The sequence below is a fragment of the Chelatococcus sp. GCM10030263 genome (assembly GCF_042666455.1).
Lineage (GTDB): Bacteria > Pseudomonadota > Alphaproteobacteria > Rhizobiales > Beijerinckiaceae > Chelatococcus.
Window position 1 is genome coordinate 32,249 of the sequence record NZ_JBHTDB010000003.1, and the last position, 24,493, is coordinate 56,741.

General features: G+C 64.1%; 19 protein-coding genes and 1 pseudogene. 2 read left to right on the top strand and 18 right to left on the bottom strand.

The window, feature by feature from the left end; translation table 11 throughout:
• Positions 1-34 precede the first annotated feature (34 nt).
• From ACFQU1_RS04800 to ACFQU1_RS04860, 13 genes are all read right to left on the bottom strand, one after another.
• The gene (locus ACFQU1_RS04800) at positions 35-3,460 is read right to left on the bottom strand and encodes a UvrD-helicase domain-containing protein (protein ID WP_378129855.1); all 3,426 of its coding nucleotides are present in this window, start codon (positions 3,458-3,460) and stop codon (positions 35-37) included.
• Between the two features lies 1 nt (position 3,461).
• Positions 3,462-4,007 (bottom strand): hypothetical protein, encoded by a 546-nt coding sequence (locus ACFQU1_RS04805; RefSeq protein ID WP_378129857.1) that lies wholly within the window; start codon positions 4,005-4,007, stop codon positions 3,462-3,464.
• A complete protein-coding gene (locus ACFQU1_RS04810) occupies positions 4,004-4,798 on the bottom strand; it encodes an RNA polymerase sigma factor (protein WP_378129859.1) in 795 nt (264 codons plus the stop codon). The genes ACFQU1_RS04805 and ACFQU1_RS04810 overlap by 4 nt, the downstream gene beginning before the upstream one ends.
• 1,074 nt (positions 4,799-5,872) lie before the next feature.
• On the bottom strand, positions 5,873-7,177 hold the full coding sequence (gene gabT, locus ACFQU1_RS04815; protein WP_378129861.1) for a 4-aminobutyrate--2-oxoglutarate transaminase: 1,305 nt from the start codon (positions 7,175-7,177) through the stop codon (positions 5,873-5,875).
• Positions 7,178-7,403: 226 nt separating this feature from the next.
• On the bottom strand, positions 7,404-8,435 hold the full coding sequence (gene proX, locus ACFQU1_RS04820) for a glycine betaine/L-proline ABC transporter substrate-binding protein ProX (RefSeq protein ID WP_378129863.1): 1,032 nt from the start codon (positions 8,433-8,435) through the stop codon (positions 7,404-7,406).
• Positions 8,436-8,590: 155 nt separating this feature from the next.
• Entirely contained in the window at positions 8,591-9,541 is a 951-nt protein-coding gene (locus tag ACFQU1_RS04825; RefSeq protein ID WP_378129865.1) for an ABC transporter permease, read from the bottom strand.
• Positions 9,534-10,718 (bottom strand): glycine betaine/L-proline ABC transporter ATP-binding protein, encoded by a 1,185-nt coding sequence (locus ACFQU1_RS04830; protein WP_378129867.1) that lies wholly within the window; start codon positions 10,716-10,718, stop codon positions 9,534-9,536. The genes ACFQU1_RS04825 and ACFQU1_RS04830 overlap by 8 nt, the downstream gene beginning before the upstream one ends.
• A gap of 192 nt (positions 10,719-10,910) precedes the next feature.
• Positions 10,911-11,225, bottom strand: a complete 315-nt coding sequence (locus tag ACFQU1_RS04835; RefSeq protein ID WP_378129869.1) for an NIPSNAP family protein — start codon at positions 11,223-11,225, stop codon at positions 10,911-10,913.
• Positions 11,222-12,088, bottom strand: a complete 867-nt coding sequence (locus ACFQU1_RS04840; RefSeq protein ID WP_378129872.1) for an alpha/beta fold hydrolase — start codon at positions 12,086-12,088, stop codon at positions 11,222-11,224. The genes ACFQU1_RS04835 and ACFQU1_RS04840 overlap by 4 nt, the downstream gene beginning before the upstream one ends.
• Before the next feature lie 3 nt (positions 12,089-12,091).
• Positions 12,092-13,180 carry an LLM class flavin-dependent oxidoreductase gene (locus ACFQU1_RS04845; RefSeq protein ID WP_378129874.1) on the bottom strand — a complete coding sequence of 363 codons (1,089 nt, stop codon included), beginning with the start codon at positions 13,178-13,180 and terminating at the stop codon, positions 12,092-12,094.
• Positions 13,181-13,215: 35 nt separating this feature from the next.
• On the bottom strand, positions 13,216-14,727 hold the full coding sequence (locus ACFQU1_RS04850) for an aldehyde dehydrogenase (RefSeq protein WP_378129876.1): 1,512 nt from the start codon (positions 14,725-14,727) through the stop codon (positions 13,216-13,218).
• A gap of 15 nt (positions 14,728-14,742) precedes the next feature.
• Positions 14,743-15,723, bottom strand: a complete 981-nt coding sequence (locus tag ACFQU1_RS04855; RefSeq protein WP_378129878.1) for a flavin reductase — start codon at positions 15,721-15,723, stop codon at positions 14,743-14,745.
• Positions 15,724-15,852: 129 nt separating this feature from the next.
• Complete coding sequence (locus tag ACFQU1_RS04860) at positions 15,853-17,664, bottom strand: helix-turn-helix domain-containing protein (protein ID WP_378129880.1); 1,812 nt, start codon at positions 17,662-17,664, stop codon at positions 15,853-15,855.
• Between the two features lie 147 nt (positions 17,665-17,811).
• Here ACFQU1_RS04860 and ACFQU1_RS04865 point away from each other — a divergent pair, with 147 nt between their 5' ends.
• Complete coding sequence (locus ACFQU1_RS04865) at positions 17,812-18,402, top strand: amino acid synthesis family protein (RefSeq protein ID WP_378129882.1); 591 nt, start codon at positions 17,812-17,814, stop codon at positions 18,400-18,402.
• Between the two features lie 338 nt (positions 18,403-18,740).
• Entirely contained in the window at positions 18,741-19,256 is a 516-nt protein-coding gene (locus tag ACFQU1_RS04870) for an Lrp/AsnC family transcriptional regulator (protein ID WP_378129884.1), read from the top strand.
• Between the two features lie 147 nt (positions 19,257-19,403).
• On the opposite strand, the gene ACFQU1_RS04875 is transcribed toward ACFQU1_RS04870, so the two are convergent.
• From ACFQU1_RS04875 to ACFQU1_RS04895, 5 genes and pseudogenes are all read right to left on the bottom strand, one after another.
• Positions 19,404-20,867, bottom strand: coding sequence for an NAD-dependent succinate-semialdehyde dehydrogenase (locus tag ACFQU1_RS04875; protein WP_378129886.1), 1,464 nt, complete (start codon positions 20,865-20,867; stop codon positions 19,404-19,406).
• Positions 20,868-21,457: 590 nt separating this feature from the next.
• Positions 21,458-22,119 (bottom strand): annotated as a pseudogene (locus tag ACFQU1_RS04880) (SOS response-associated peptidase family protein); the annotation flags it as partial.
• A complete protein-coding gene (locus ACFQU1_RS04885) occupies positions 22,085-22,810 on the bottom strand; it encodes a hypothetical protein (protein ID WP_378129888.1) in 726 nt (241 codons plus the stop codon). The pseudogene ACFQU1_RS04880 and the gene ACFQU1_RS04885, both read right to left, overlap by 35 nt.
• An 18-nt stretch (positions 22,811-22,828) precedes the next feature.
• A complete protein-coding gene (locus ACFQU1_RS04890) occupies positions 22,829-23,500 on the bottom strand; it encodes a hypothetical protein (RefSeq protein ID WP_378129890.1) in 672 nt (223 codons plus the stop codon).
• A gap of 142 nt (positions 23,501-23,642) precedes the next feature.
• A complete protein-coding gene (locus tag ACFQU1_RS04895; RefSeq protein WP_378129892.1) occupies positions 23,643-24,479 on the bottom strand; it encodes a hypothetical protein in 837 nt (278 codons plus the stop codon).
• Positions 24,480-24,493: the final 14 nt, after the last annotated feature.

The window sequence follows — 24,493 nt, forward strand, 5'->3', positions numbered from 1 at the left end:
TGATGCGTGCCCTCTGAAGAACCAATCGGAGCCTCTAGACCGAACCGGTAACGCCGGCCGAAATTTTTTTCACGAGCGTTCCCAGAGGCAGCGAGCCGCAGATGAAGAAGGCGGGGCAGCGTGGGCAGGACCGACTGCTGCGGTTGGGTGGAAGATCACCGGTCAAGATGGCGGAGACCACCTTATCGACACCTGCACGGCGCGCGGCCAACTTCTTCGGGTCGATCTCAATCCGCATGGAGTCGGGCTCCGCAAGGTGCACGACCTCGATCGTAGCGCCCGGAAAAGTCTCCTGCGCCGCGAAGAAGAATGACGTTGAAGCCGCGTCCGTTTGCGATTTCTTCGTCGCGTGGCCCGTCCGCACGCGCCGCACCCGCAACTTTCCTTCGGCGTCCTCGAGGATGTCGTCGACGCGTACCTCGATCGTGGCGCCGCCCGAGGCCAGAACGAGGCCAGGGTTGGAGACCTTGGTCATGCCGGCTCTGCTCACGATCAGCCGGTCAACTAGCGTCTCGGCTATGACTCGATATTCCTCTGCATAGCCGCTCTTGCCGACTCCTGTCTCCTCCAACGCCAAGCCAAGGCGCTGGTCCACCTCGGCGGGATCGACCTGATTGGGTGGTTGCTGCACCATCCAGTCTACGACCAGTTGCACGGCGTCGTGCATCTGCACGAAGGTCGTTTCGAACCGTTTCCCGCCGACTTCAAGCAGATAGGAATAATAGAACCGGCGAGGGCAGCTGTCGTAGGTGGCCAACTTTGTGTCGCCTATGGACAGCTTGCCATCGAACACGATGTCCACCTTCCCCACATCTTCAGGCGGCAGCTCCAGGGTTGGATCGAAGTACGATCTGATCGCAGGCGGTACGATGCGATCGATGTACTCTGAGTGGCTCCATTTAGAGCCAGCGGCATTTTTGGTCGGCGTGTAGAGCACCAGGCGATCGCGGGCACGGGACATGGCGACGTAGAACAGGCATTCTTGCTCGTCGAGATGGGCCTGTTGGCGGATTTCCTTGCCGGTGCCCTCGGCGCCTCTGACAAGACCATTCGGTGTTTCGATGCCTTGGAACATGTTCGGCGATCGCGGAATGCTATTGGCGTTTACGCCTGGAAAGTGGATGGCGCGGAACTCCAGCCCCTTGGACCCATGGATGGTCATGAGCCGCACGGCGTCCAGGCCTTGAGCCGAGGACGGCAACTGCCGAAGATCGCGCTCGTCGGCCAGGCGAACGAGGCGTCGGATGCGGTCGAGCAATCTCACAATAGGCAGGCCCTGGCCGGGTGCCGGATTTCGCACGAAGTTCATGAGCTGCCAGATAGCGATACTCTTTGCACGGGATGCGATGGTCGCGCCGGTCGCCAGATCCGCCGCTATCCACGTGCGATCCAGAAGCAGCGTCGAGAGGACGTCCCACGGCAACGACTTCTCGTCAAATCCGGCCAAGGCTTTGCCAATCTTGCCCAACGCGTCCCGGCCCGCCGGCGTCAAACCGGGAAGTTGCTCCGAGGTTGCCGACCATGCGGGTTCCGGCGCCGAGCCGGCCGCCAGCGACTGGATGACATAGGCGGCATCGCCAATGTCCATGGCGAATTGGGCCATGGTGGCTGCGCGGACGATCCCCATGGCTCGACCATCTACCAACATCGAGAGCAGGGACAGCAGGTCCTTGATCTCCGGCCGTTCGAAGATGCTGCCCAGATGCAGTACGGGTATGCCAAGGCTCTCAAGGGCGGCGCCGACCTTGGCCAGCTTGTCGTTTCCGGTGCATAGGAGCGCCTGGTCCCTGTAAGCGACCCCTTCGGCCCGAAGTGCCTCGATAGCCTCGGCCACGGCCTCGATCTCGTCGGCGGCGTAGTCGACCTGACGGTGCTCTGGCTGATGACCAGATACCCCTCTTTCCGCCTCGAGCGAGGAATCCTTGCCTCGGGCGACGTTCATCTGCTCGGCAAACTTGGAGAAGGTCTTCACTATCTCGTCAGTGGATCGGTAATTAAGGGTGAGTCGGCCATCCTTCGCCCCGGGGAAGTCCTTGGCGAAATTGGCGAGGTTCACCGACGAGGCGCCCCTGAACCGATAGATCGACTGCTTCGCGTCTCCGACCGCCCAGACATGCTCGCCGGTGGGGCGCAGCTTCTTAAGGAGTTCGACGCTGCTGCGGTTCACGTCTTGGTATTCGTCAACCAGCACATGGGTATAGTGCCCGGAAAGTTCGGCCCGTACGTCCTCGTGCTGGGTCAACAGTTTCACCGGCAGTGTAACGAGGTCGCCGAAATCCAGCCGAGGCAGGGCGCTCTTGATCTCCTCGTACCGCGCATAGACGCGTGCGACCTCGGCCTGCCTTTCGGCCTCCGTCCTGGTTTCATCCGTTTCGGCTGCCTCCGCCATTGCGTCGGCTAGCCTCTCGAACTCGGGTGGCGCCACCAACTCGTCCTTCGCGCGAGATATGGCCGCCAAGATCTTGTCTAGGTTCTCGGTCGGGTCCCAGAGGTTCTTGAAATGCTTGAGTCCGAGTTTGGGCGCCTCGAACTCTAAGAGGCCGATGGCGTCGGCTCGATCAATCATCTTCGGATCGTCGGGCAGCCCCAGGCGGTCGTGGAACCGGCGGATGAGGTCCAGGCCGAAGGAGTGGAAGGTCCCGATCCACATCGCCGCCGCAGCAGCCGGGTTCATCGCTGCGATGCGATCGAACAGTTCACCTGCAGCCTTGTTGGAGAACGTGAGCACGAGGATGCTTCGTGGGTCCACATTCTTGGCCAGGAGCCAGCCGACGCGGCCGACCAGGGTCTGCGTCTTTCCGGTGCCTGGACCGGCCTCGAGCAGATAGGGTTCGCCCCAGTGCTCGGCGGCTGCCTTCTGCCGCTCGTTCAGGGGGCGCTCCACCGGGATCTTGACGAGATTCGGATCGACCTCCGGGAGCAGAAGCGCATCGAGCAATTGCTGGACGATGGCCGGCCCCGGAGCGCCCATCATCCGCGCGATGTTTTCCGATGTCATGGCGCCGTCTATGTGCAGCGTCTTGGCGGTTGCGCGGGGCAGGAGCAACTCCCTCGCGAAAAGGTCCATCTGGACCTCTCGCCGTTGCCGCCTGCTGTAGTCCTCCACGCGTTCGGCGCCGACCGGCGGCATTTCGGAAGGACGCGAGGGGTCGACGTTCCTGGCCTCGTCTCGTTGAGTGCGATCACCTAGTTCGATATGGCCGACTTCATGAGCGACGAGAAAGGCATCGCCGAAATCCGAGCCGGTCGCCTCGTGCAAGATCAGGGGTATGGTGGGATCGTAAATCGCCCGGGCGCCGTTGAGCATCGGGCTGCCTTTATCGACCTTCTGCACCTCTACTCCTGCCGCGTCTGCGGCCGCCAGCGAGAGCTGATAGGGCTTGGCGATGTCCGAGCCCTTCGCGATCATCTGTTTGTTGATTTCGGCGGCGCGACGACGTGCGATCTCGATCCCGTCCATGTCACTCCTCGAGCAGCTTCGCGATCTCTTCTGGACTATGGCCGCATTGCTTCAATACATCGGCAAGCGCCATCTGCTGAGAAGTGGTCGGTTTACCGTCTGACTTGTAGCTCGCGCCGGGAGCCAAGGCTCGAGGCGCATCGAGATAGGCCGACACCTGTTCGATGCCGGCGCCCAAGGCGCTCGCGAGGCACGTCAGAAAACGGCGTGGGATGGACGTAAACGATATCGCTCGGTCGCGTAGTTGCATTACGACCGCGGTCTTCACGCCCAGTGCCGTCGCCACGTCCCTAGTGAAGCGGGCCGAGGTCAACGGCTCCGACGAGGCGGCCGAGTATCGGGTCCAGGACCCCGCGACCACCGAGGATTCCATGTCAAGCCACGCCTCGTCGACCTCATCGAACTCAAGCTCTAGAGCGAGCGCAAGGAGCTCAGACCTGAGATCCGGATAGGAAGTGAGGTAGCGATCCAGCGTCTCCTTGCCGTGGCTCGGCTCGACTGCGAAAGCGGCAAGAACGTCCTCGATCTCTTCTGGCCGACGGGTCATTCTAGGTCCTCCAGTGCTCGTCGGAGCTTCGCGAGGGCGCGGTCTCTTCGATTGCGGACCGTCTTCTCAGAGCATCCGAGTACGCTCCTGATTGTTGTGGCGTTGGGTTCCTTGGAGTCAATTGGATAGCCCTTGAGCATAAGCACGACGACTTCGCGCTCTTCTGCAGGCAGTTCATTGATCGCAACGCCCAACGCCGACCGGTAAACCGGATCGTCGATTTTTCGGGGATTGAACGGATCGAACGAACCGGCGGCCGCTTCCACTTCAGCCGAAATGGCCTCTTCATCATTGTAGGAAAGCGGTCGCTCGCGATCCTCCTCGGTGTCGATCTTGGTCCGCGCTGTGGATCGCAGCAGCTTCATGGCTGACGCGAAGTTGATCTCGAAGTAATCGAGCCCGTCGCAGTAGCCGTTCCGGTCCTGCGTCAGTTTGACTTCGAACGCGAAGACGACGGCCTCGATGATCTTTGCTGCTCGCGCGGTGATGGCGCGCTTCCCCTCCACAAAGTGAACGGCCCCGGAAACCGTGGCCGCACGCTCCACCCTTGCAATAAGGGCCTTGTACATGAGTTCGAACTGACGACTGGAGTTGTCGCGCTTCGATTTGCGGACGAAATGCAGCAGACACTCTGACGGCAAGAAGTCTGGATGCGTTGGCGATGCGATACACATCCGCTCGATCAGCTCGTCGCGAGGCAGGTGTCCCAGCCGGTCGATGAGGGCTTCGACCTCCCCGCGCCGGCGATAGAGCTCTCCACCGGCTTTTCTCTTCCTCAATGGCTCTGCCAAATGCCCCCCCAAACTGTAGCAGCCCAACCCAACTTTCTACCGAGTCGGTCCCGTTTTCAGCAAGTGCCCGCCTCCAAACACTTAATCGTTGTCCAATGGGGGAATTCGAAAACCACGCTCGCTTCCAGCAATGACCAACCTTGTTCGCGTCATCGATTATGTCTGCCTTCATCAAGTCGGCTGACGAGACTGCGGGATTCAGGTACTTGGGGGTCCAGAGGTCCTAAAGCGGGCCGCTGCCTGCACGCGATATGCAAGGGGTGCTGGACCATTGATTCGGCTACAGCGGCTGCGTAACCGCGTGCATCCAAAGGCAGACGCGCTGCCCGCGCTGAACGGCAGCTAACCACGTTTCTATGATCAGGAGCCGCCGGTCTGCTATCGGCCCCAGGTGCCAGGCAGCTTCGCGCCCCAAGCCAGCCATTCGATGCGATTTGTATCGCTGCTGAAAGCAGTCGTTCGGTTGGGTAGCGGGCAGAGACACGATCGCGTTTCGAACGGCTTCGCAGAAGGCCTGTAACAAATTCGCCTCGCTCACCAGCCGACAGCGTGGGGATCGTGGAAATTCGAGTTCACTTCCTCGTCGGAGCGCGTTCGGTTGCAGATGCCAGCAAGCCTTTTGCGGGCTCCGCGTCGAAACGGAGGGGCGCGCAGAAAGCGCCGATCGCGTCGCGTAAGGCGGTGGCGCGGCCCCCCAGCCAGACCGCCTCCCTTGCATCTCCTTATCCGCCCATAGATCGCAACTGCGGTCCGGGATCTGCGGCAAGGTCTATGGCCTTGGGTTCGTCGAACCGGTGAGACGTTATGTGGAAACCACCTTGGCCCCGTTCGTAAGCGCTCCGAAGGTGTAGAAGGACAAGTCGGGTCCAGCAAATCGCCTCGGCGATTTCCGACCATCACCTCCACAGCACTGTCTCACTTCCTCCGGCTTTTCATTTGCGTTCGCTGGTGCTCGCAATTGCTCAGGGAACTGCATAGGAACCTCTAGATGGCGCAATGGCCATTATACCGTCTCGCCGCCATCGATAACCATGGCGCGCCCGACGGCGAAGCCGGCCGCGTCGGAGCACACCGTCAGGCAGCACGCGGCAGCGTCGTCGCCTGTAATGCGCCTTCCAGGATATCGAGCGCCGCGACAAGATCGGCGTTGGACAACACCAGCGGCGCGAGGAAGCGCACGATGTTGCGGTGAACGCCGCATTTGATCGCCAGCAGCCCGCCCTCGCGAGCCTTGTCGATGACCTTCTGGGCGGTTTCGGCATCGGGCGTCTTGCTGGCGCGGTCCGTGACGAACTCGATCGCGCGCATGAAGCCGAGACCGCGCACTGTGCCGATCGCCATGTATTTCGCGGCCAGGGCGTCGAGCCCGGCGCCGAGCTGGCTACCGAGGGCTTCGGCGCGATCGAGCAGGCCGTCCTGCTCGAAGGCGTCGAGCACGCCATGCGCGGCGGCGCAGGCCAGCGCATTGCCGCCATAGGTGCCGCCGAGGCCGCCCGGCAACGGCGCGTCCATGATCTCGGCCTTGCCCACGACGCCGGAGAGCGGCAGGCCACCGGCCAGGCTCTTCGCCACCGTCACGAGGTCGGGCTGGATGCCGGAGTGCTCGAAGCCGAACAGCTTTCCGGTGCGTCCGAAGCCGGTCTGGATCTCGTCGGCGATCAGCACGATGCCGTGGCGTTCGGTCAACGCCCGCAGCGCCTGCATGAAGGCGGGCGGCGCCGGCAAGAAGCCGCCATCGCCCTGAACCGGCTCGATGATGATAGCCGCGACGCGGTCGGGCGCGATCTGGGTGGCGAAAAGCTCGTCGAGCGCGGCCAGCGCGACCTCGGTCGTCACGCCGCGATAGGCGTCCGGATAGGGAGCGTGGTGGATCTCGCCAGCGAAGGGGCCGAAGTTCTGCTTGTAGGGCTGGCTCATGCCGGTCAGCGAGACGCCGAGCAGCGTGCGTCCATGGAAGCCGCCGCAGAAGGCGATGACGCCCGGCCGGTTGGTATGGCCGCGCGCGATCTTGATCGCGTTCTCGACCGCCTCGGCGCCCGAGGTCAGGAAGATGCTCTTGTAGGCTGCACCCTTGCCGACGAGCGCATTGAGCCGCTCGGCCAATACGATATAGGGCTCGTAGGCTGCGACCTGGAAGGCCGTGTGGCTGACGCGGGTGAGTTGCTCTGTAACGGCCGCGACGACGCGCGGATGATTGTGGCCGACATTGAGCACCCCGATGCCGCCGACGAAATCGAAATAGCGGCGCCCTTCGACATCCCAAAGATAAGCACCCTCTGCGCGCGCCGCGACGACGGGGTGAGCGGTGACGACGCCGCGCGGGATGTTCCGCTCGCGGATGGCCAGAAGCTCGGCATTGGTCCGTGAAATACTCGACATCGGTCTCTCCTCCTGATGACCCATTCAACTGCCGGCCAGTCTAGGAGGCACCGGCCATCAGGATTGCCGAGCCTGCGGGCCGTTCGGCATCTTTGCCCGTATTCGGCCGGCTTCGCCGCAGCGGATGCTGCGAGCCGTGAAGCGACGGGATACAACTCGGAACAAGACAATGGCGAGGCCGCAAGTCGGCCTCGCCTCATCTGCAAGTGCGGAATAGAGCGCAGGCTTACTTCGCAGCGCGTCCGGCCGCTACCCAGCTATCGAAGACCGTCTTGTGGGCACCGATCCACTCATCGGCCATCTTGGTGATGAGGCTGTTGCTGGCGCCGTTCTTGTTGATGTTGAACTCCCAATGCGACCAGTCCTCGATCGGGAACTTCATGTTATCGACGAGCGCCCTTACGGCTGGGTTGGCGGCGATGAACTTCTTGTTCGCGACCGAGCCCCAGTTCCAGGAGGCCATGGCCATGCGGCAGGGATCGGCGTCGCCGGCGCAGCCCTTCACGCCCTTGACCAGCGCCGAGCCCTTGTTCGGAACGGAGGGCGGCAGCGCGTCTTCCGGCGTCGGCAGCCAGACGACGTCCTTGCCCGGGACCAGCGCATTATTCACCCAGGACGGGCTCCAGGCATAGAAGAAGGCCGGCTCGCCGCGCTTTACGCGGGCCACGGCCTCGACCATCAGCGCCTCGTATTTGCCGCGGATCGACTTCACCGTGTCCTTCAGGCCGAACTTGTCGAGCTGGAAATCGACGACGTCGCCGCAGGACCAGCCGGGATCGCAGTTGATCAGGTCGGCCTTGCCCTCCTTGCCGAATAGCCCCGCGATCTTGGGATCCTTCATCTGGACCAGCGAGGTGATGTTGTAGGCGTCGGCCGTCTTCTTGTCGATCAGATAGCCGTTGATGCCGCCACCGATGATCATGCCGCCGCCCACGATCTCGGCATCCTTCTCAACGGCGCGGAAGCCTGGCTCGCGCTGCGGGAAGTTGACATCGGTCGCGAGGTCAAGGTCGCCCTGCGCAGCCGCCTGGAAGAAGAGCGTGGTGTTGACGGTGCTGAGCTTGACGTCATAGCCGAGCTCCTTCAGCGCCTTCATAACAATCTGCGCGGTGACGTAGTTCGCCCCGAGGCTGTCGCTCTGAGCGAAGCGGACGGTCTTGCCCTTGCCGGGCATTTCCTGCGCCTGCAAGGGCACTGCCCCGAAGGAGAGCACGCCGGCAGCGGCAGCGGCAGCCGTCAGGATCTTCAATCTCGTCATGGTCATAATTCCGTTCTCCTCGTTCTCGGCCGTGCCGAGCGCCTTGTTGTTTTTTCCCCTCCGCCTCACGACGGGTCTTCAAAGACGGGCACGATGTGCCGTGCCGGTCATTCGGTTCAGGCAGCAGCCTTGAGCGCAGAGGCACTGCTAAGCGATCAGAGCGCCTGCTTCGCTGGTGTAGCCGTCTGAGCCGCCTCGTCCGAGCGGTCGCCCTTGAAGAGGCGGGTGACCGTGCCGAGCAGCGAAGCGCGGGCCGCACCGCCGCCTCCCTTGGGTGCCGCGAGCTTCTGGGTGATCCGGTCGAGAACCATGGCGAGCAGGACGATGGCGATGCCGCCGACCGCGGCGCGGCCGACATCGAGGCGACCGAGACCCTGAAGGACGACGAGGCCGAGCCCCTCGGCACCGATCATCGCGACGACGACCGACAGTACCATCGCCGTCAGGACCGTCTGGTTGAGTCCGCCGAGGATGGTGGGAAGCGCCAGTGGCAGCTGAATTTCGAACAGGAGCTGGCGCTTGTCGGCACCGAAGGCGAGGCCGGCCTCGACGATCTCGTGCTCGACCATGCGGATGCCGAGATTGGTGAAGCGGATCAGCGGCGGCGCGGCGGCGGTCACGACCGCAACCTCGCCAGGCACCGTACCGACTCCGAACAGCATCACGACCGGGACGAGGTAAACGAAGCTCGGCGTCGTCTGCATAATGTCGAGGATCGGGCGCACGATGTTCCAGACCCTGTCGCTCCGCGCGCACCAGATGCCGATCGGGATGCCGATCGCGGCGCAGAAGACAATGGCGGTCGAGATCAGCGAAAGCGTCGTCATTGCCTCGTTCCAGACACCCAGTATCGCGATCGCGATCAGCGAGACGGCGCTGAACGTGGCGACGCCGAGGGTCGAGAGCCGCCAGGCGATCAGGAAGAAGGCGACGACGAAGAGCGGGAATGGAATGACGTGGAGGATCCAGTCGTTCAGGGTCAGCAGATTCTCCACCGGCCATTTGATCGCCAGGAAGATCGGCCGCAGGTTGAGCGCGACCCAGCTAACGCCATTCTGAATCCAGGCGTCGATTGGGAGGACGGCAAGATCGTCGGCGTTAAACATGGCGATCTCCAGCAGGAACGGTCTCGGAGGCGGTCGAGGCGATACGGGCCAGGATGTCATCGGCGCCGAGCGAGCCCACAAACTTGCCATGCTCGTCGACGACGGCGATCGGACGGCCGTCGCGATACCTACGCGCCACTTCGAGGAGTTTCGCGGTGGAGGGCACGCTGACGTAGTCGGCGCTCGGCGTGCCGACCTCGCCGCCCTCACGGGCACGGCCGAGAGCGGCAGCGTCGAGGACGCCCAGCACCTTGCCCTCTCGGTCCAGCACGAAGCCGCCGCCGGCATCGCCGACGATGGTGCCGCGCTCCGACCGCAGGATTGGTTCGGCCGCCCGCATCACGGAGCGCGCATCGAAGAGGCGAGCGCGGTCGATCTCGCGGGTGAAGGCGGCGACATAGTCGCTGCCGGGCTCCAGCACGATCGACTGCGGCGTGCCCTCGCGGACCAGTTCGCCCTCGGACATGATGGCGATGCGAGTGCCGAGCTTCAGCGCTTCCTGGAAGTCGTGGGTGATAAACAGAACCGTCTTGTTCAGCGTGCGCTGCAGGCGCAGCAATTCGTCCTGCATCTCGGTGCGGATCAGCGGGTCCAGCGCGCTGAAGGCCTCGTCCATGATCAGGATGTCGGCGTCGGTCGCCAGGGCGCGGGCAAGGCCGACGCGCTGGCGCATGCCCCCCGAAAGCTCATGCGGGTAGTGATAGCCCCAGCGCCCGAGCCCGACGATGGTGAGCACCTCCTCGGCGCGGCGGCGGCGCTCGGCCGGCGCGACGCCGCGCAGCTTGAGGCCGAACTCGACGTTCTCGATGACGCGCTTGTTGGGCAGAAGCGCGAAATGCTGGAAGACCATGGAGATGCGGGTGCGGCGCACCTCGCGTAATTCCTCCTCCCCGAGCGGGACGATGTCGCGCCCGTCAAGCAGGATCTTGCCTGCGCTCGGTTCGTTGAGCCGGTTGATGCAGCGCGCCAGCGTGGACTTGCCGGAGCCGGACAGGCCCATGACCATGTACATGGCGCTTTCCGGCACGCTCAACGAGACGTTGTTGAGCCCGACCACGGCGCCGAGCTTCTCGAAGACCTCGTTCTTGTTGCCGCCCTTCGCAAGGATCTCCAGCGCTGGCGCAGGCGAATTAGAGAATATCTTGTACAGATTCTGGATCTGCAGTCGCTCCGTCATGTCCGGACCCCTCCTCTCGGCTCCCGATTGGATCGGGCTTGCTCGACCTGTCTGCCTAGCCCCAATTAAGAGCCGGCTGAGATGACGCGTCTTCCTCCGATCCGAAGGAGGATCAATCTGCTCCCTCGTTCCCCCGGAGCACGCACTGCCGCCGCATTCCGCCGGAGACCATGTTGCCGACCGAAATGGACTCTAACGTAGCGGCGAAAAATCCGTCGGAAGCAGGATCCGGTTTTCGCCCTGCTCGATGTTTTCCGAAAGCTTGGGCAGGAAGGCCTGCCAGCGCGGATCATCCGCAAGCTGCTGGCGTCGGCGTGTCCGGTCCTCGAAATCGGCATAGGCCCACAGATGGGTCACATGGCTCAGCGCCCCGATCTCAGTGGTGAAGTAACCGATCAGATGGCCGAGGATCGGCTGCTGGATCGCCAGCCCCTCCTCGCGCACAAGCTGGAGATAGCGACCCATGCGGCCGTTGCGGATGCGATAGATGCGTTCCTCGACAATCATGCCGGCTGCCTTCCAGCTGCCGTTTCCCGCGCGCCTTCCGCCAAGAAATCGCGCATCAGCCCGGCGACCTGGTCGGGCGCTTCGATGAGGATCGAGTGGCGTAGGCCGGGCAGGATATGCAGCTTCGAACTGGAAATGCGCTCATGCATGTAGAGCGCCATACGCGGGTTGGAGCCGGCATCCTCCTCGCCGGTCGCGATCAGGGCCGGAACGCGGATCTGATCGAGCAGCCCGCCGAAATCCGTCTGTGCCAGCACGCGATAGGACGCAGCATAGCATTCGGGGTTATTCTCCGCATTGCGCTGGCGCAGCTTCACGATGAGATTTGGGTTCTTCGCTTGGAAGCCCTCGGTCAGCCAGCGCGAGAGCGAGGCGTCGTAATGAGAGCCGCGATCACCGGCCTGAAGGGCGGCAAGCCGGGCGGCGACACGCTCGCGCTCCTCCTCCGTCCGCCCTGCGACGGTCGCCAGCAGGACGAGACGGCGGATGCGCTGCTGATGCGTCAGCGCGAGGCGCTGTGCGATCAACCCGCCGAGCGAGAAGCCGGCGAGATTGAAGCTGTCGAAACCGACATGGTCGGCGAGCGCCAGCACGTCGCCGACGAAATCGTCGATCTCGTAGCGCCCGCGCACTTTGCTCGACCGGCCATGGCCGCGTAGGTCGAAGGTGAGAACCCGGAAACGGTCGGAGAGAAGCTCAGCGACGCCCTCCCAGGCTTCGAGGTAGGAACCGACGCCGTGGATGCAGATCAAGGGCTCGCCGCGCCCCTGCAAGCGATAGTTCAGCGTTATGCCGCCCACGGTCAGGCTCTGCGGCGCTTCCACCGGCTCAACGCACCGGGCGGCGGATGTTCCGGCAGCCATGGCTCAGTGCCCCACGGCCGCGAGGCGCGGCGCCCTGGCCTTCTCCCGCTCGCGGGCCGCGAAATGGGGCATCACCTCGTCGATGAACAGGCGCAGCGTCTTCACTTGCAGCTCGAAAGGCAGGTTGAAGGAAAGGCCCAGCGTATACTGATCAACGCCGGCGTCCTCGTAGACCTGCAGCTTCCTGATCACCTCGTCGGGCGTACCGAACATCAGGTTGTCGCGCACGGCCTGCGGGTTGTAGTTGTCTCGGTTAGTAACCGTCTCGAAGGGCACCGCCTCCGGGAAGCCGTTCTTCACCGTGCCGATGTTTTGCATCAGATTCTCGAAATAGCGTCCGTAATCGACCGAATGCCGCACCGCGAGCTCCCAGTCCTCCTTGCGGTCGTAGACGCAGGTGCGCCGCTGCATCATCAGGCGTGGACGCGGACGCTCCGGATGGTCGGCGACGGCCTTGCGGAACTTCTCCCCGAGCACGCCGACCTCGGTCGGCGGCGCCGAGAGCGGCGTCGAGAGAATGTTGGCGCCGATGCCGACCGCCCAGTCGAAGGTGCCGGGGTCGCGCGCCGCGACCCAGACCGCAGGATGCGGCTGCTGCAACGGCTTGGGCACCGAAGTCGCGAGCGGGAACTTCCAGTAGTGCCCGTCATGCTCGTAGTCGCCAGCCCAGAGCTTCTGCACCGCCGGCACCAGCTCCTTCATATAGCCGACGCCTTCCTGCTGCGGGATGCCGCGGGCCATGCGGTCGAACTCGTACTGGTAAGCGCCCCGTGCGATACCGAATTCGAGGCGCCCGCCGGTGAGGTGGTCGCAGAGCGCGGCCTCGCCTGCGAGCCGGATCGGCGACCAATAAGGCGCGACAAGAGTCGCGGTTCCAAGCCGGATGCGGTCTGTATGCTGGGCAAGCCAGACCAGCGTCTGGAAGGGATTCGGCGAGATCGTGCACTCGATGGTGTGGTGCTCGGCGGTCCACAGCGTCTCGAAGCCGCCCTCGTCGGCGATCTTTGCCAGCGCCCGGAAATTCCTGATGGCGTCCTGCATGGACTCCGTCGGCGAGAAGCGTTCCATGCTGATGGAGACGGCAAATTTCATGGTTGTCCTCCGTTCTGGCTTGTGCCGTGAGCCGCTCAGCGCAGGCGGATCACGAACGGGTCCTGCATGGCGCCCGAGTAATCGATGAGAACGTTCTTCAAGCGCGAGAACTCGCGCATGACCTCGAAGCCGCCGCGACGGCCATAGCCGCTGTTCTTCATGCCGCCATTGGCGGACATGTAAGCGGCGGAACGGTAGGTATTGATCCAGACGGTGCCGGCATCGATGTTGCGGGCGAACCGCATCGCCCGGTCGATGTCCCTCGTCCAGATGCCGGACGCCAGGCCGTATTCGGTATCATTGGCGAGCTGGATCATCTCCTCCTCGGTCTTGAACGGCACGATGCCGACGACCGGTCCGAAGATCTCCTCACGCATGAAGCGCATGTCGTTGCGGGCCTCGACCATCACGGTCGGCTCGAAATACCAGCCGCGGGACAGATCGCCATCGTGCGGCTTGCGGCCGCCGACGGCGACCTTGGCGCCTTCGCGGACGCCGGAGGCGACATAGTCTTCGACCTTCGCGAGCTGGGAAGCGAGCGCGACCGGGCCGATGTCGGTATCCTCGATCTGCGGATGCCCGACCTTGATCCGGCGCGTGCGCTCGACCAACGCCTCGACGAAGCGGTCGTAGATCGGCTGCTCGACGAAGCAGCGCGAGCCGGCGACGCAGGTCTGGCCGGCGGCGGCGAAAACGCCGGAGACGACACCGTTCACCGCCCGGTCGATATCGACATCGGAGAAGATGACGTGGGGCGACTTGCCGCCCAGCTCCATCTGGCAGGGCACGAGGTTTTGCGCGGCGTTACCGGCGATCTTGCGGCCGGTGAAGGTCGAGCCGGTGAAGACGTATTTTGCAACGCCGGGATGGCGCGTGAGCGCCTCGCCGGTGACGGAGCCGTCGCCGGTGACGACGTTGACGACGCCCGGCGGAATGCCGGCTTTGATCGCCAGTTCCGCCAGCGCGAGGCTGGAGGCGGCCGCGTGCTCGGAGGGCTTCACGACGATGGTATTGCCGATGGCGAGGCAGGGCGCGAGCGTGCCGGTCAGCATCATCAGCGGTGAATTCCAGGGGATGATCATGCCGATCACACCCAGTGGCTCGCGCAGATTGAAGTTCAGCGAGTCGAGCTTGTTGACCGGTATCGTCTCGCCAAGCAGCTTGTCGGCCATGCCGGCGAAATAGAGGTAGGAGTCTGGGATCGCCCTCATCTGGGCGCGCATTTCCTTGAGCAGCTTGCCGTTGTCGCGGCACTCGATCATTGCCAGTTCGTCCGCGTTCTCGAGAACCAGCTCGCCGAGACGGCGCACCAGCTTGCCGCGCTCGGTCTGGGTCATGCGCCGCCAGGCCGGGTTGACGAAGGCCGCCTTCGCCGAACGAACGGCGGCGTCAACATCGGCGGCATCACCCTGCGCAAACTCATACCAGGGCTCGGCCGTCGTCGGATCGTAGGATGGAACGTAGACGCCGCTCCTCGGCACGACGAATTCCCCGCCGATGAACAGGCCTTGGCGCGAACCTTCGAGGGATTGGACTGTGGTCTTCATGGTCACTCCGCCGGCTCAGGATTGCGCAAAGTTGGCCCAGGGCTGAGCGTCGCCGACCATGGCGAGGCGGCCGCCATCGTTGGAGTCCACGTAGATTCCGAAGCGCTTGCTGGCCCTTTCGCGTGCATAGCGGCGCAGCATCGAGCGGATCTCCCGGGTCGGGATCTCGTCGTAGGGAAGCTGGTCCACGGGGAAGAACCTGAGCCCGGGTGGCAGCGCCACCGCGGCGGAATCCTGCGCGAGCCTGGCGCGATAGATCAGGTAGCCCGGATCGCCATCAGTCACGTCGAAGACGGAGTAGAGGAAGGTGTCGTCCGGCACGAGGGTCAGCGCGTTGCCGCCGTCGAGCTTCAGCTCACTGTCGGTGATGCGGCGCTTCGCGCAGGGCAGCACCCAGCCGCCCTCGCCGTCCGAACGCAACAGCAGACGACCGTCCGAGTCGATCAGGTAGCCGACGATCATGCCTTGGGACTCGAGCCAGCCCGGCGGCAGCGGATCCTTCACACTGGCATAACGCCCACGGCAGAAGCCGAGCGGCGCAGACGGGCTCGTACCGAAGGCCTGCACCTCACCGATCAGCACGACATGGTCGCCCGCGTCGACGCGGCTATGTACCTTGCAGTCGAACCAGGTCAGGCAATCGGCCAGGACCGGCGCACCGGTGTGGACGTTGTCGTGATGGACGGTGTCGAACTTGTTCGCCGCCTTTGACGCAAAAAGGTTCGAGAGATCCGTCTGCGCCTCGTGCAGCAGATTGACTGCAAAGGCATCCGAACTGTTGAAGGCGCCGTAGCTATGGGCGCTCTTGCTGACACAGACGAGCAGCAGCGGCGGTTCGAGCGAAACAGAGGTGAAGGAATTTGCGGTCATACCGCGCGGCGTGCCGTCTGCATCGCGCGTGGTGATGATCGTCACGCCGGTCACGAAGGTTCCGAAGGCACGGCGCAGGGCGACCGGGTCGATCGGATTGGCTGTCTTTCCAGCGGGAGCAAACATCCGCCTCACCTCGATCAATGCAGGATCGTGATGAGAGGCTAGGCTGGTGGTTACCCTCCGGCTTCCTAGGAACAGCAGGATGAACGGAGGAAATGTTTCCCCGGACCACCGGATTGCGAGAGGTATTTCTCAAGCTGCCGGCGCGTCGCCGTTCTCGATGACGCCGTGCAGGCGGATCGCGAGTTCGATCGCGAAACGCTTGTCGGGCGTCTCGGGATCAATGCCGAACAGGTCCTGAATGCGCGAGAGCCGGTAACGCAGCGTCGTGACATGCAGGCCCATGGCATCGGCGCAGGCCTGCGCCCGGCAGCCTTCGCGCACATAGGCGGCAAGCGTCTGCAGATAGGGCGTACCGTGTTTGCGGTCATGTGCGATCGCCGCGCCGATCACGCCTTCGACGAAGGTGCGCACATCGGCCGATTCGGCAGCGCCGATTAGCATCGGCATCGGCCCGAAATCGAAGGCGGACAAGATTCCGCTGCGCCCGAAGGAACGCGCGATGCGGATCATGCGCCAGCAGCGCTCCCATTCCTTGGGATAGGTATCGAGTCCGTCGCAGATGCCGCCGAGCACGATGATCGGCTCGCGATTGAAACTGTGGCGCAGCGCCTCGACCATGCGTCGTGCGAGGCGCCCTACCCGCTCATGATCGCCGCCCTTCTCCTCTGGCACGAGGCAGACGAGCCCGCCGCCGACCGCGACGACATTGACGGGCAGGTTGAGCTGCCGCGCGAGCCGCGTCACCGTGTGGTGGCAATCGACACTGATGTCGGCCGGAAGCGACGGCATGTCTGGGAAATCCACCACGATCATCCGGGCCGGTATTCCCAGTGCGTGTCCAAGCCGACGGCCGCGCTGGATCACGTCATCGGCATCGCGCCAGCGCCGCTCGACGATCTCGAAGAAGAGTTCGGTGAGCGTGCGCGTCTCGAAGCGGAAGCGGATAACGCTGCGCATCATCTGGACGCTGAGCGCGAATTTCACGCTGTCCAGCAGAAGGCGCTCGAGATCGCCTCCAGCCTCCTGCGCCTCGGGAAAGATCACGAGCGCGCCGACTGCCTGGCCATCGACGTTCAGCGCCTCGATCCGGGCGAGGATCTGCAGCCTGTGGGCGCCGTCGTCGAGCCGCAGGCTCACCGGTTCGGCCCGCCCCGCTGCCACCGCATCGCGGGCAGCCGCGGTGATCTGGCTGCCAATCTGGCCACCCAACGCGCGCTGCCAGGCATCATCGTCGAAATGCAGCGGCGCGGGCGAGCGGCTGGCCTCGATCACGTTGCCGGCGAAGTCGACGACGAGGATCGCATCCGGCAGGAGCCGGGCCAACATGGCGGTGAGCGCCGCGGTCGAACCGCCGGACAGGACCTCTTGCAGCAGGACGGTCTGGGTCTGCAAGGCGTTCTGCAGTTCCTCCGCCGCCTGCTGCTGAGCGCGCATCCGGTGCTCGCGCGCGACTGCGATGCCGCCGAGATGGACGATCATGCTCATGAAGGCGAGATCGTCGGCCGAGACCTCGGCGACGCCGCGCGAGACGACGCTCAGCACCATCGGCCTGCCGTGCGCGTCGGAGCAGCTCATCGGCAGCACCAGCACCGTCCGATAGTCGCGCTCAAAGGCTTCGCGACGGTAGCCCGGAAACTCGTCTGATGCGCGCGCGTCGCGGATATAGACGGGCTCGTTGCGCTGAAGCGCGATCAGGGCCGGGCTCGTGGCCAGCTCCCAGCGGTTCTCCAACGGGCGGCGCAGCAGTGTCGGATCGTGGCGGACCATGACATGCGCTTCGCCATGCGGGGCGTCGATCGCCATGATCGAGCCCAACGCCCAGCCGCCATGCTCGCAGGCCGCGCGGATCAGATCCTGCAGCACTGTGTCGAGATCGCCGCCGGAATTGATCCGGCTCGACACGTCGCGCAACGAGCGCATCTGCGACGCCTGGTCCGCCATCCGGCTGGCTCCTACCCTTCCAACACGATATTACGCCGCATCGCAGGTAGATCTACGATATTCTTCCCGTGATCCGATGGAAGACGCCGCCGGAGCGGGATCGTTACGCTCCGCGACCGTTCGACAATCGCAACAGGTGGACACGCCATGGATTACGGCCTGCGCAAGATCTCGACCTTCGTCGAGGAAACCTTCATCGAGGGGGGCAAGACCGCCGAGCGGCCCGTCCGCTTCGTCGTTGTCGCGGCCGTGCTGCGTAATCCCTGGGCCGGCAAGGGATTCGTCGAGAACCTGCGCCCTGAAATTTTTCGGATCGCGCCGCTTCTCGGTACGGAGTTGACCAAGCGCCTGATCGCAGTGATGCCGGCCGAGCGGGTCGAGGCCTATGGCAAGGCCGCCGCCGTCGGCACGAACGGCGAGATCGAGCACGCCTCGGCGCTGATCCACACGCTGCGCTTCGGCAACATATTCCGCGAAGCCGTCCACGGCACCGCCTATCTGAGCTTCACGAACACGCGCAACGCTCCGGGCGCTCTGCTCTCGTTGCCGATGATCCATAAGAGCGAGACCGGCAAGCGCTCACACTTTCTCACTGCCCAGTTCCAGATTCCGGATGCGCCGTCCGCCGACGAACTGCTCGTCGCCATCGGCGCCGCCGACAACAGCCGCGCCCATCCCCGGCTGGCCGACCGCTTCCAGGACATGGAAGAGATGAAGCGGGAACTGGAGAACGCCTGAGCTTTCGACCAGAGGGACGCCGACCAGCATTGCGGGTCCGATCCGGCGGCCCTTTTCCTTTGCGTTTCCTCCGCGAAGATCACAGCTTGTCGCGGGCGAACTCGTCCATGACCTGGCGCACGGCCTTCTCGGCGCCTCATGGCGAGTTCGTCGGCCGCGTGGGCGGCGGTAGGCCTGCTGTGACATCGCCTCGGCGGCTCTGAGTGCAGCTATATCGATATTGACCCGGTAGAGCGCCGTGAAGCGGTCGATTTAGCTGCGACCCTGGTGGCGATGGACAGGGTAAAGGCGAGCTTCGCCCCGCGATCGATCCGTGAACGCGCTGCCGGAGAAACTCCATGGCCGGACAGGTGAAGCTCGACCGGATCGACCTTAGCATCCTCGTGCAATTGCAGCTCGACAGTGCGCAGACCAATCTCAAGCTCGCCGAGAAGGTTGGGCTCTCGCCCAGCCCCTGCTTGCAGCGGGTCAAGCGGCTCGAAAGCGCCGGCTATATCACCGGCTATGGCGCGCGGCTCAACCTCGCCAAGCTGACCGACAGCGTCACGGTTTTCACCGAGGTCACGCTGGTTGATCACCGCATCGACGACTTCGCCAAGTTCGAGGCGAATATTCGCGATGTCGACGAGTTAATGGAGTGCCACCTGATCAGCGGCGGCTACGACTATCTACTGCGCTTCCTGGCGCCGAGCATTGCGCATTACCAGGAGCGGATGGAAAACCTGCTGCGCCGGAACATCGGAATTGAGAAATATTTCAGCTATGTCGTGCTGAAATCCCCGATCGTGAAGAGCGCGCTGCCGCTCAAGACATTGCTTGCGCTGCCGCAAGCAGCGCCCTCGCGCTCGAACTAGGCGGTCATCACGGACGAAGCGAAGCTTAGACCCCGGGATCCATGCCTGAATTCTTCTCGGATGCTCAGGCATGAATCCCGGATCGGCGCCGCCTTGCGGCTTGTCCGGGACGACGGAGAGGTTGCCGTGGTCAGTCAAGCCGGTTCTTCAGCCCAACCCGCCGATATGGAACGACTTCATCGACAGATATTCCTCGATGCCGTATTTCGAGCCCTCGCGGCCGATGCCGGACTGCTTGACGCCCCCGAAAGGCGCTGCCTCGATCGAGACCGAACCGGTGTTCAGGCCGACCATGCCGAATTCGAGTTTCTCGGCCACGCGCCAGGCCCGGTTGAGGTCGCTGGTGAAGTAATAAGAAGCCAGGCCGTAGGGCGTGGCATTGGCGATCTCGACCGCTTCGCGCTCATCCTTGAAGCGGAAGAGCGGCGCGACGGGCCCGAAGGTCTCCTCGCTCGCCAGCGCCATTTCGGCATTGGCGCCGCCAAGCACGGTCGGAGCGACAAAAAGTTGGCCTTGCGCGGCCTTCGCGCTCGCCAACAGCGTCGCGCCCTTGGCGCGGGCATCATCGATATGGCGCTCGACCTTATCGACGGCCGCTTGGTTGATGAGCGGGCCGATGGTGACGCCCTCCACCATGCCATTGCCAACCACGAGCTTCGAGACGGCGGCCGAGAGCTTGTCGGCGAAGCGGTCGTAGATGCCGTCCTGCACCAATACGCGGTTGGCACAGACGCAGGTCTGGCCGCTATTGCGGAACTTGCTCGCCATCAGCCCGGCGATGGCGAGGTCCGCATCCGCATCATCGAAGATCAGGAAGGGAGCGTTGCCGCCGAGCTCGAAGCTGACGCGCTTCATCGTGTCGGCGCATTGCTGCATCAGGAACTGGCCAACGCGGGTCGAACCGGTGAAGGAGAGCTTGCGCACGCTCCTGCTGGACGTCAGCTCGCCGCCGATCTCCTGCGGCAAACCCGTCAGCACGCTGATGATGCCCTTCGGGATGCCGGCACGCTCCGCGAGGGCGGCGAGCGCCAACGCGGAATAGGGCGTCAGCTCCGAGGGCTTGATGATGATGGGGCAGCCCGCGGCGAGCGCCGGGCCGGCCTTGCGGGTGATCATCGCTGCCGGGAAGTTCCAGGGCGTGATCGCGGCGGCGACGCCGACAGGCTCCTTCAGCACGATGATGCGGCGGTCGCTGGTCGGCGCGGGAATAGTGTCGCCGTAGATGCGCCGCGATTCCTCGGCGAACCACTTCAGGAAGCCGGCGGCGTAGCGCACCTCGCCGCGCGCCTCAGCGAGCGGCTTGCCCTGCTCGAGCGTCATGATCACGGCGAGGTCTTCGAGATTGGCGAGCATCAAGTCGTGCCAGATCTCGACCAGGCGGCCGCGCTCGGCGCTGGGCAGGGCGCGCCAGCTTGCAAAGGCTGTTTCTGCGGCGGAAATCGCAGCCCGTGTCTCGCTGCGGCTGAGCGCCGGCACGGTACCGACCGTCTCCCCCGTCGCGGGGTTGACGACATCCAGCGTCGCGCCGTCACCGGCACCGGTCCATTCGCCCGCGACATAGGCCTGTTGGCGGAACAGAGAGGGATCTTTCAGGCGGGTTGCGATGCTCATCATATCCTCCAGAGGCGGGCAGCGCATCATCGCGCGGATCGACGGCCAGAATTGCTGGCGACGGCCGGCCGACCCCACTTCGTACCAAGTTTGCGCCTTTGACAGCAGGATATGCTTCAGCAGAGCACGGACGGCATGCGCCGTGTCGACATCTTGGGAGACCCATGTCCGGATAGGGCTTTGTTCAAGTGTCGAGGGGCCGACGGTACTGACCGCTTTCGCCCTCCCGAGACTAAAATCTAGCGTCTTGAGGTTGAACTCCGCTATCGTTTTCGGACGCCGTAAGCCGCCAGTCCGCTTTCGGCCCCATTGCCGACATTCTATCCCACCCGCCGGCGCTTCTGGCGCATCCCTGCTCGTCCCAAGAACGAGACGATCGACTTCTTGGCAATCTCGAAGCCGGGCGTGAGGGCAAAGGCCCGTAAGCTGCCCCTCAAAAAGCAGCCATCGTTCGGCCGCCGATCCCAGAACGACAACGCCCGACGCTTAGGGCTGTAATTCGGCCAGATTGGCAATTGGACCAGCCGCGCCCCTCGCGGCACATACCCGTAAACAGCTAGAATCTCGGGGACGGACAAGATGGAGGCCCATCAGGCGTCAAGCAGGCTAGGCGCCCCAGGGCCATCCTGCTTTACGCCCCGTGCAACAATCTGAAGTGAGCCGTCCGGCAAGGGACGCTGTAAGGCCTTCGCTTCATCCCATGGCGCCCGCATCCAGACCTCGCGTTTTTCCTCGGTCGTCAGGATGACAGGCATCGCCTTGTCATGAATGGGCTCAACGTCGGCGTTCGACTCGGTCGTAAGGAAGCCGTAGAGGTCACAGGTGACCTCGCCCTCCTTCACCTTCCTGACGCAGGTCCAGTTAGTCCAAATGCCGGCAAAGAAGGCGAGCGGGCGGCTCTCGTCGAAGGCGAACCAGATATCGCCGCCTGCCGCGGCATTGAACTCGCTGAATGATGTGAAGGGCACGAGGCAGCGGTTGTCCGGTTCAAGCCAACGTTGCCAGTGCTTGCTGCTGACATTGCGGATATTCATCGTGCCCTTGTCGGGCTCCTTTTTGAGCAGCTCCTTGAAATCGACCGTCTGCCCTTTGGCTCTCAGTTTCTCCGCCCGGCGCTCAGCCTTCTCCATCTGGGCCTTCGCCGACGACGGCATGCCCACCGAGCCATGGCGAGCTCGCGCCCCTCGGGGCCGGTCCGAACGATCGGCGCCAAATAGTCAGGGAAGACACCCGGCATCGACGCCGGATGCCCGCGCGACTGCCAGGGCGGTGTCGAGGCTAGTGATCCCCTCCCGCCCCGATCGGCCGGCTGCCGACACGGCTTGGTGCAGATTGACGCCGACGGCCGCCACAAAGGACCGGGCCATGATCCGGCCGGCGGCTGCCCAGTTCGAATCCTGCCTGTTGCCCCAAAAGATATTCTGTTGAGCCTGGGTCGGTGCCAGCGGAAATCGCGGCGGCAGTCCGCTCGGCCGGCCGGCCGAGCCTGAACGCGGCATGCGCGGCGGCGCCAGAAGCTGGACGTTCGGCAGAGATGTGGCGACATGCGCATATTGCGTGAGCGCCGACGTGAAGGCCTGCAACCGCGTGATCTGCGTCTGGCTGACCGTCGGGAAGCGCACGCGCGGCATCGCTGACACGGCCGCCAGATGCCGCAGCGCCGTATTGAGCTGATCGATGCCGGCGACACTGCGCGCGGTGACTGTCGGCACGAGAGATCGCCCCGAGCGGCCGCGCGCGGCTGCCGAGAGCTTTTCGAGATCGCGCGTCAAGCGACGCACCTGCTGGGATGCCTGCTGCAGGCCCTGGATTTTTACCTCGACGGCGCGGAACCGGTTCGCGGTCGTGAACAGGCGTCGAAGCTCGCTGTTGATCCGCCGCGCCTTGGCGGAGGTATCATCGACCAGGCGGAGGGTGGCCGTTTCAACGAAGTTGCTCGGCATGACGGTCTCCGGCTTCTGTCAAGCCTTAGTCACGGGCATAGGGCCCATGGCCTTAGGTGGCAGCGTCATCTCGTCCACGAGCGCGCCATTAACCTCGGCCCGGGCGCCAGGACGCCGCAGGATAATGCCCGCCTGAAGAAGCCCTTCCATGAGCTTCTGGTGGCGAGCGCCAACGAACACCCAATCCGCTCCGCCCCAATGAACCGCGCTGCGTAGAGCCGCCCCGATATCGGCGAGCGGCACGACCTTGCCGCGAGCGCTCGCGAGCACTTCGAGGATGGCTCGGCGCTCATCGGCCGACCATGCGCTGTCAACGTGCGGTAGCCTCACCTTGGGCAGTGGCGGCGGGGCCTCTGGCTCTTTGAAGCCGACCGGCCGCCATTGATTGGTCAGTTTTCCGGCTTCGGACGGGACGAGCCTAAGCGTCTCCGGGTCAATCGCGAGAGCTGGCAAGGCAAACGGCGCAACCGCTACCAGCTCCTCTAGGTTTAGCTCGGCCCCCTGTATGAAACCTGAAAGCCTGAACCGCTGAATGCCGCTGAACCGTGAAGCATCGTCGACACGATGTGCCGGCAAATTGCGGAGCTCGCGCCGGATGGCGCGCGTGGCTTCTGCAAGTCGCTCCTGGTGTTCGGGATCCGCGCCGCGCGGCCGCAACACTCTCGCGGCAATTCCCAAGATGGTCATCATCTGGCCCTCATCGATGGGCAAGCGTTGGCAGCTGCCGTTCGATCCGCTCGAGAACGGCGACGCGGATGAATACAGACGCTGGGACACCGGTCGCCGAGGCCGCCTGCGGTTGGCGCGGCACTGGCAATGAGCTCGTCGTCCATCACGCGACCTCTCGAACGCGGCGGAATCCTTTGGCGTCGAGTCGCAGGAGGGTCACGCTCGGCCGGGATGCGCCTTGCGCCAGCGCGACCACCAGGGATCCGGCCGCGGCGTTGGCCAAATCGTCGTGCCCCCCTGGGGCATGGTCGACGCTATCTCGTCCGCCACGCGACGTACGCCGCTCCAGGCCCGTGAGCTGCGACGAAAGGCGCTTGTGGTCGAGCAGCGATACCCGCCCGCTGTTCACCATCGGCAAGAGCTCGAGATAGAGTTCGCTGCGGCTCCGCTCTGAAGGCTGATAGACGATGCCGGCCCGCCCGAAGGCGCTCGCGACCCATTCGGCGCCATAACGATCACCCGTGACGCGATCGATGCCATAGGCCTTCAGCGTCCGCGCAAAGGTGCCGACCACCTGCGCCGGATCGAAGGGCGGCTTCACCTCGCGAACGAGGTCGAGGATCGCCGTTTCGCCCTCGGCATGGGCGATCCCCAGCGTCATGCTGTCGAGCGAGCCGCCAGACGGATCAACAAAGCCGATATGGTCCAGGCCGTCCTTCGGCGAGCGCTCATGGACGCCCGCCGCGGTAACCGCCCGGACCGCCTCGACCGTCAGGAAGGCCTCGAGGTCGCTTCGGAACTCGGCGAGGTATTCAGCCCGCGCCACCGCCTCGTCGCGCTCCAGCGCGCGATCAACGATACGTTGCGGCAGGTTCGGATTGAGAAGGCGGCTCGGCCCATGCGCCACCATGATCAGCGGGTCGCCGTCCGGGCCGTAGTGGCGGGCCCATGTCTTATAAAGCTCGCCGCGCCGGGCGTAGGGGGACGAGATTATGACCAACGGGCCGGACGTGG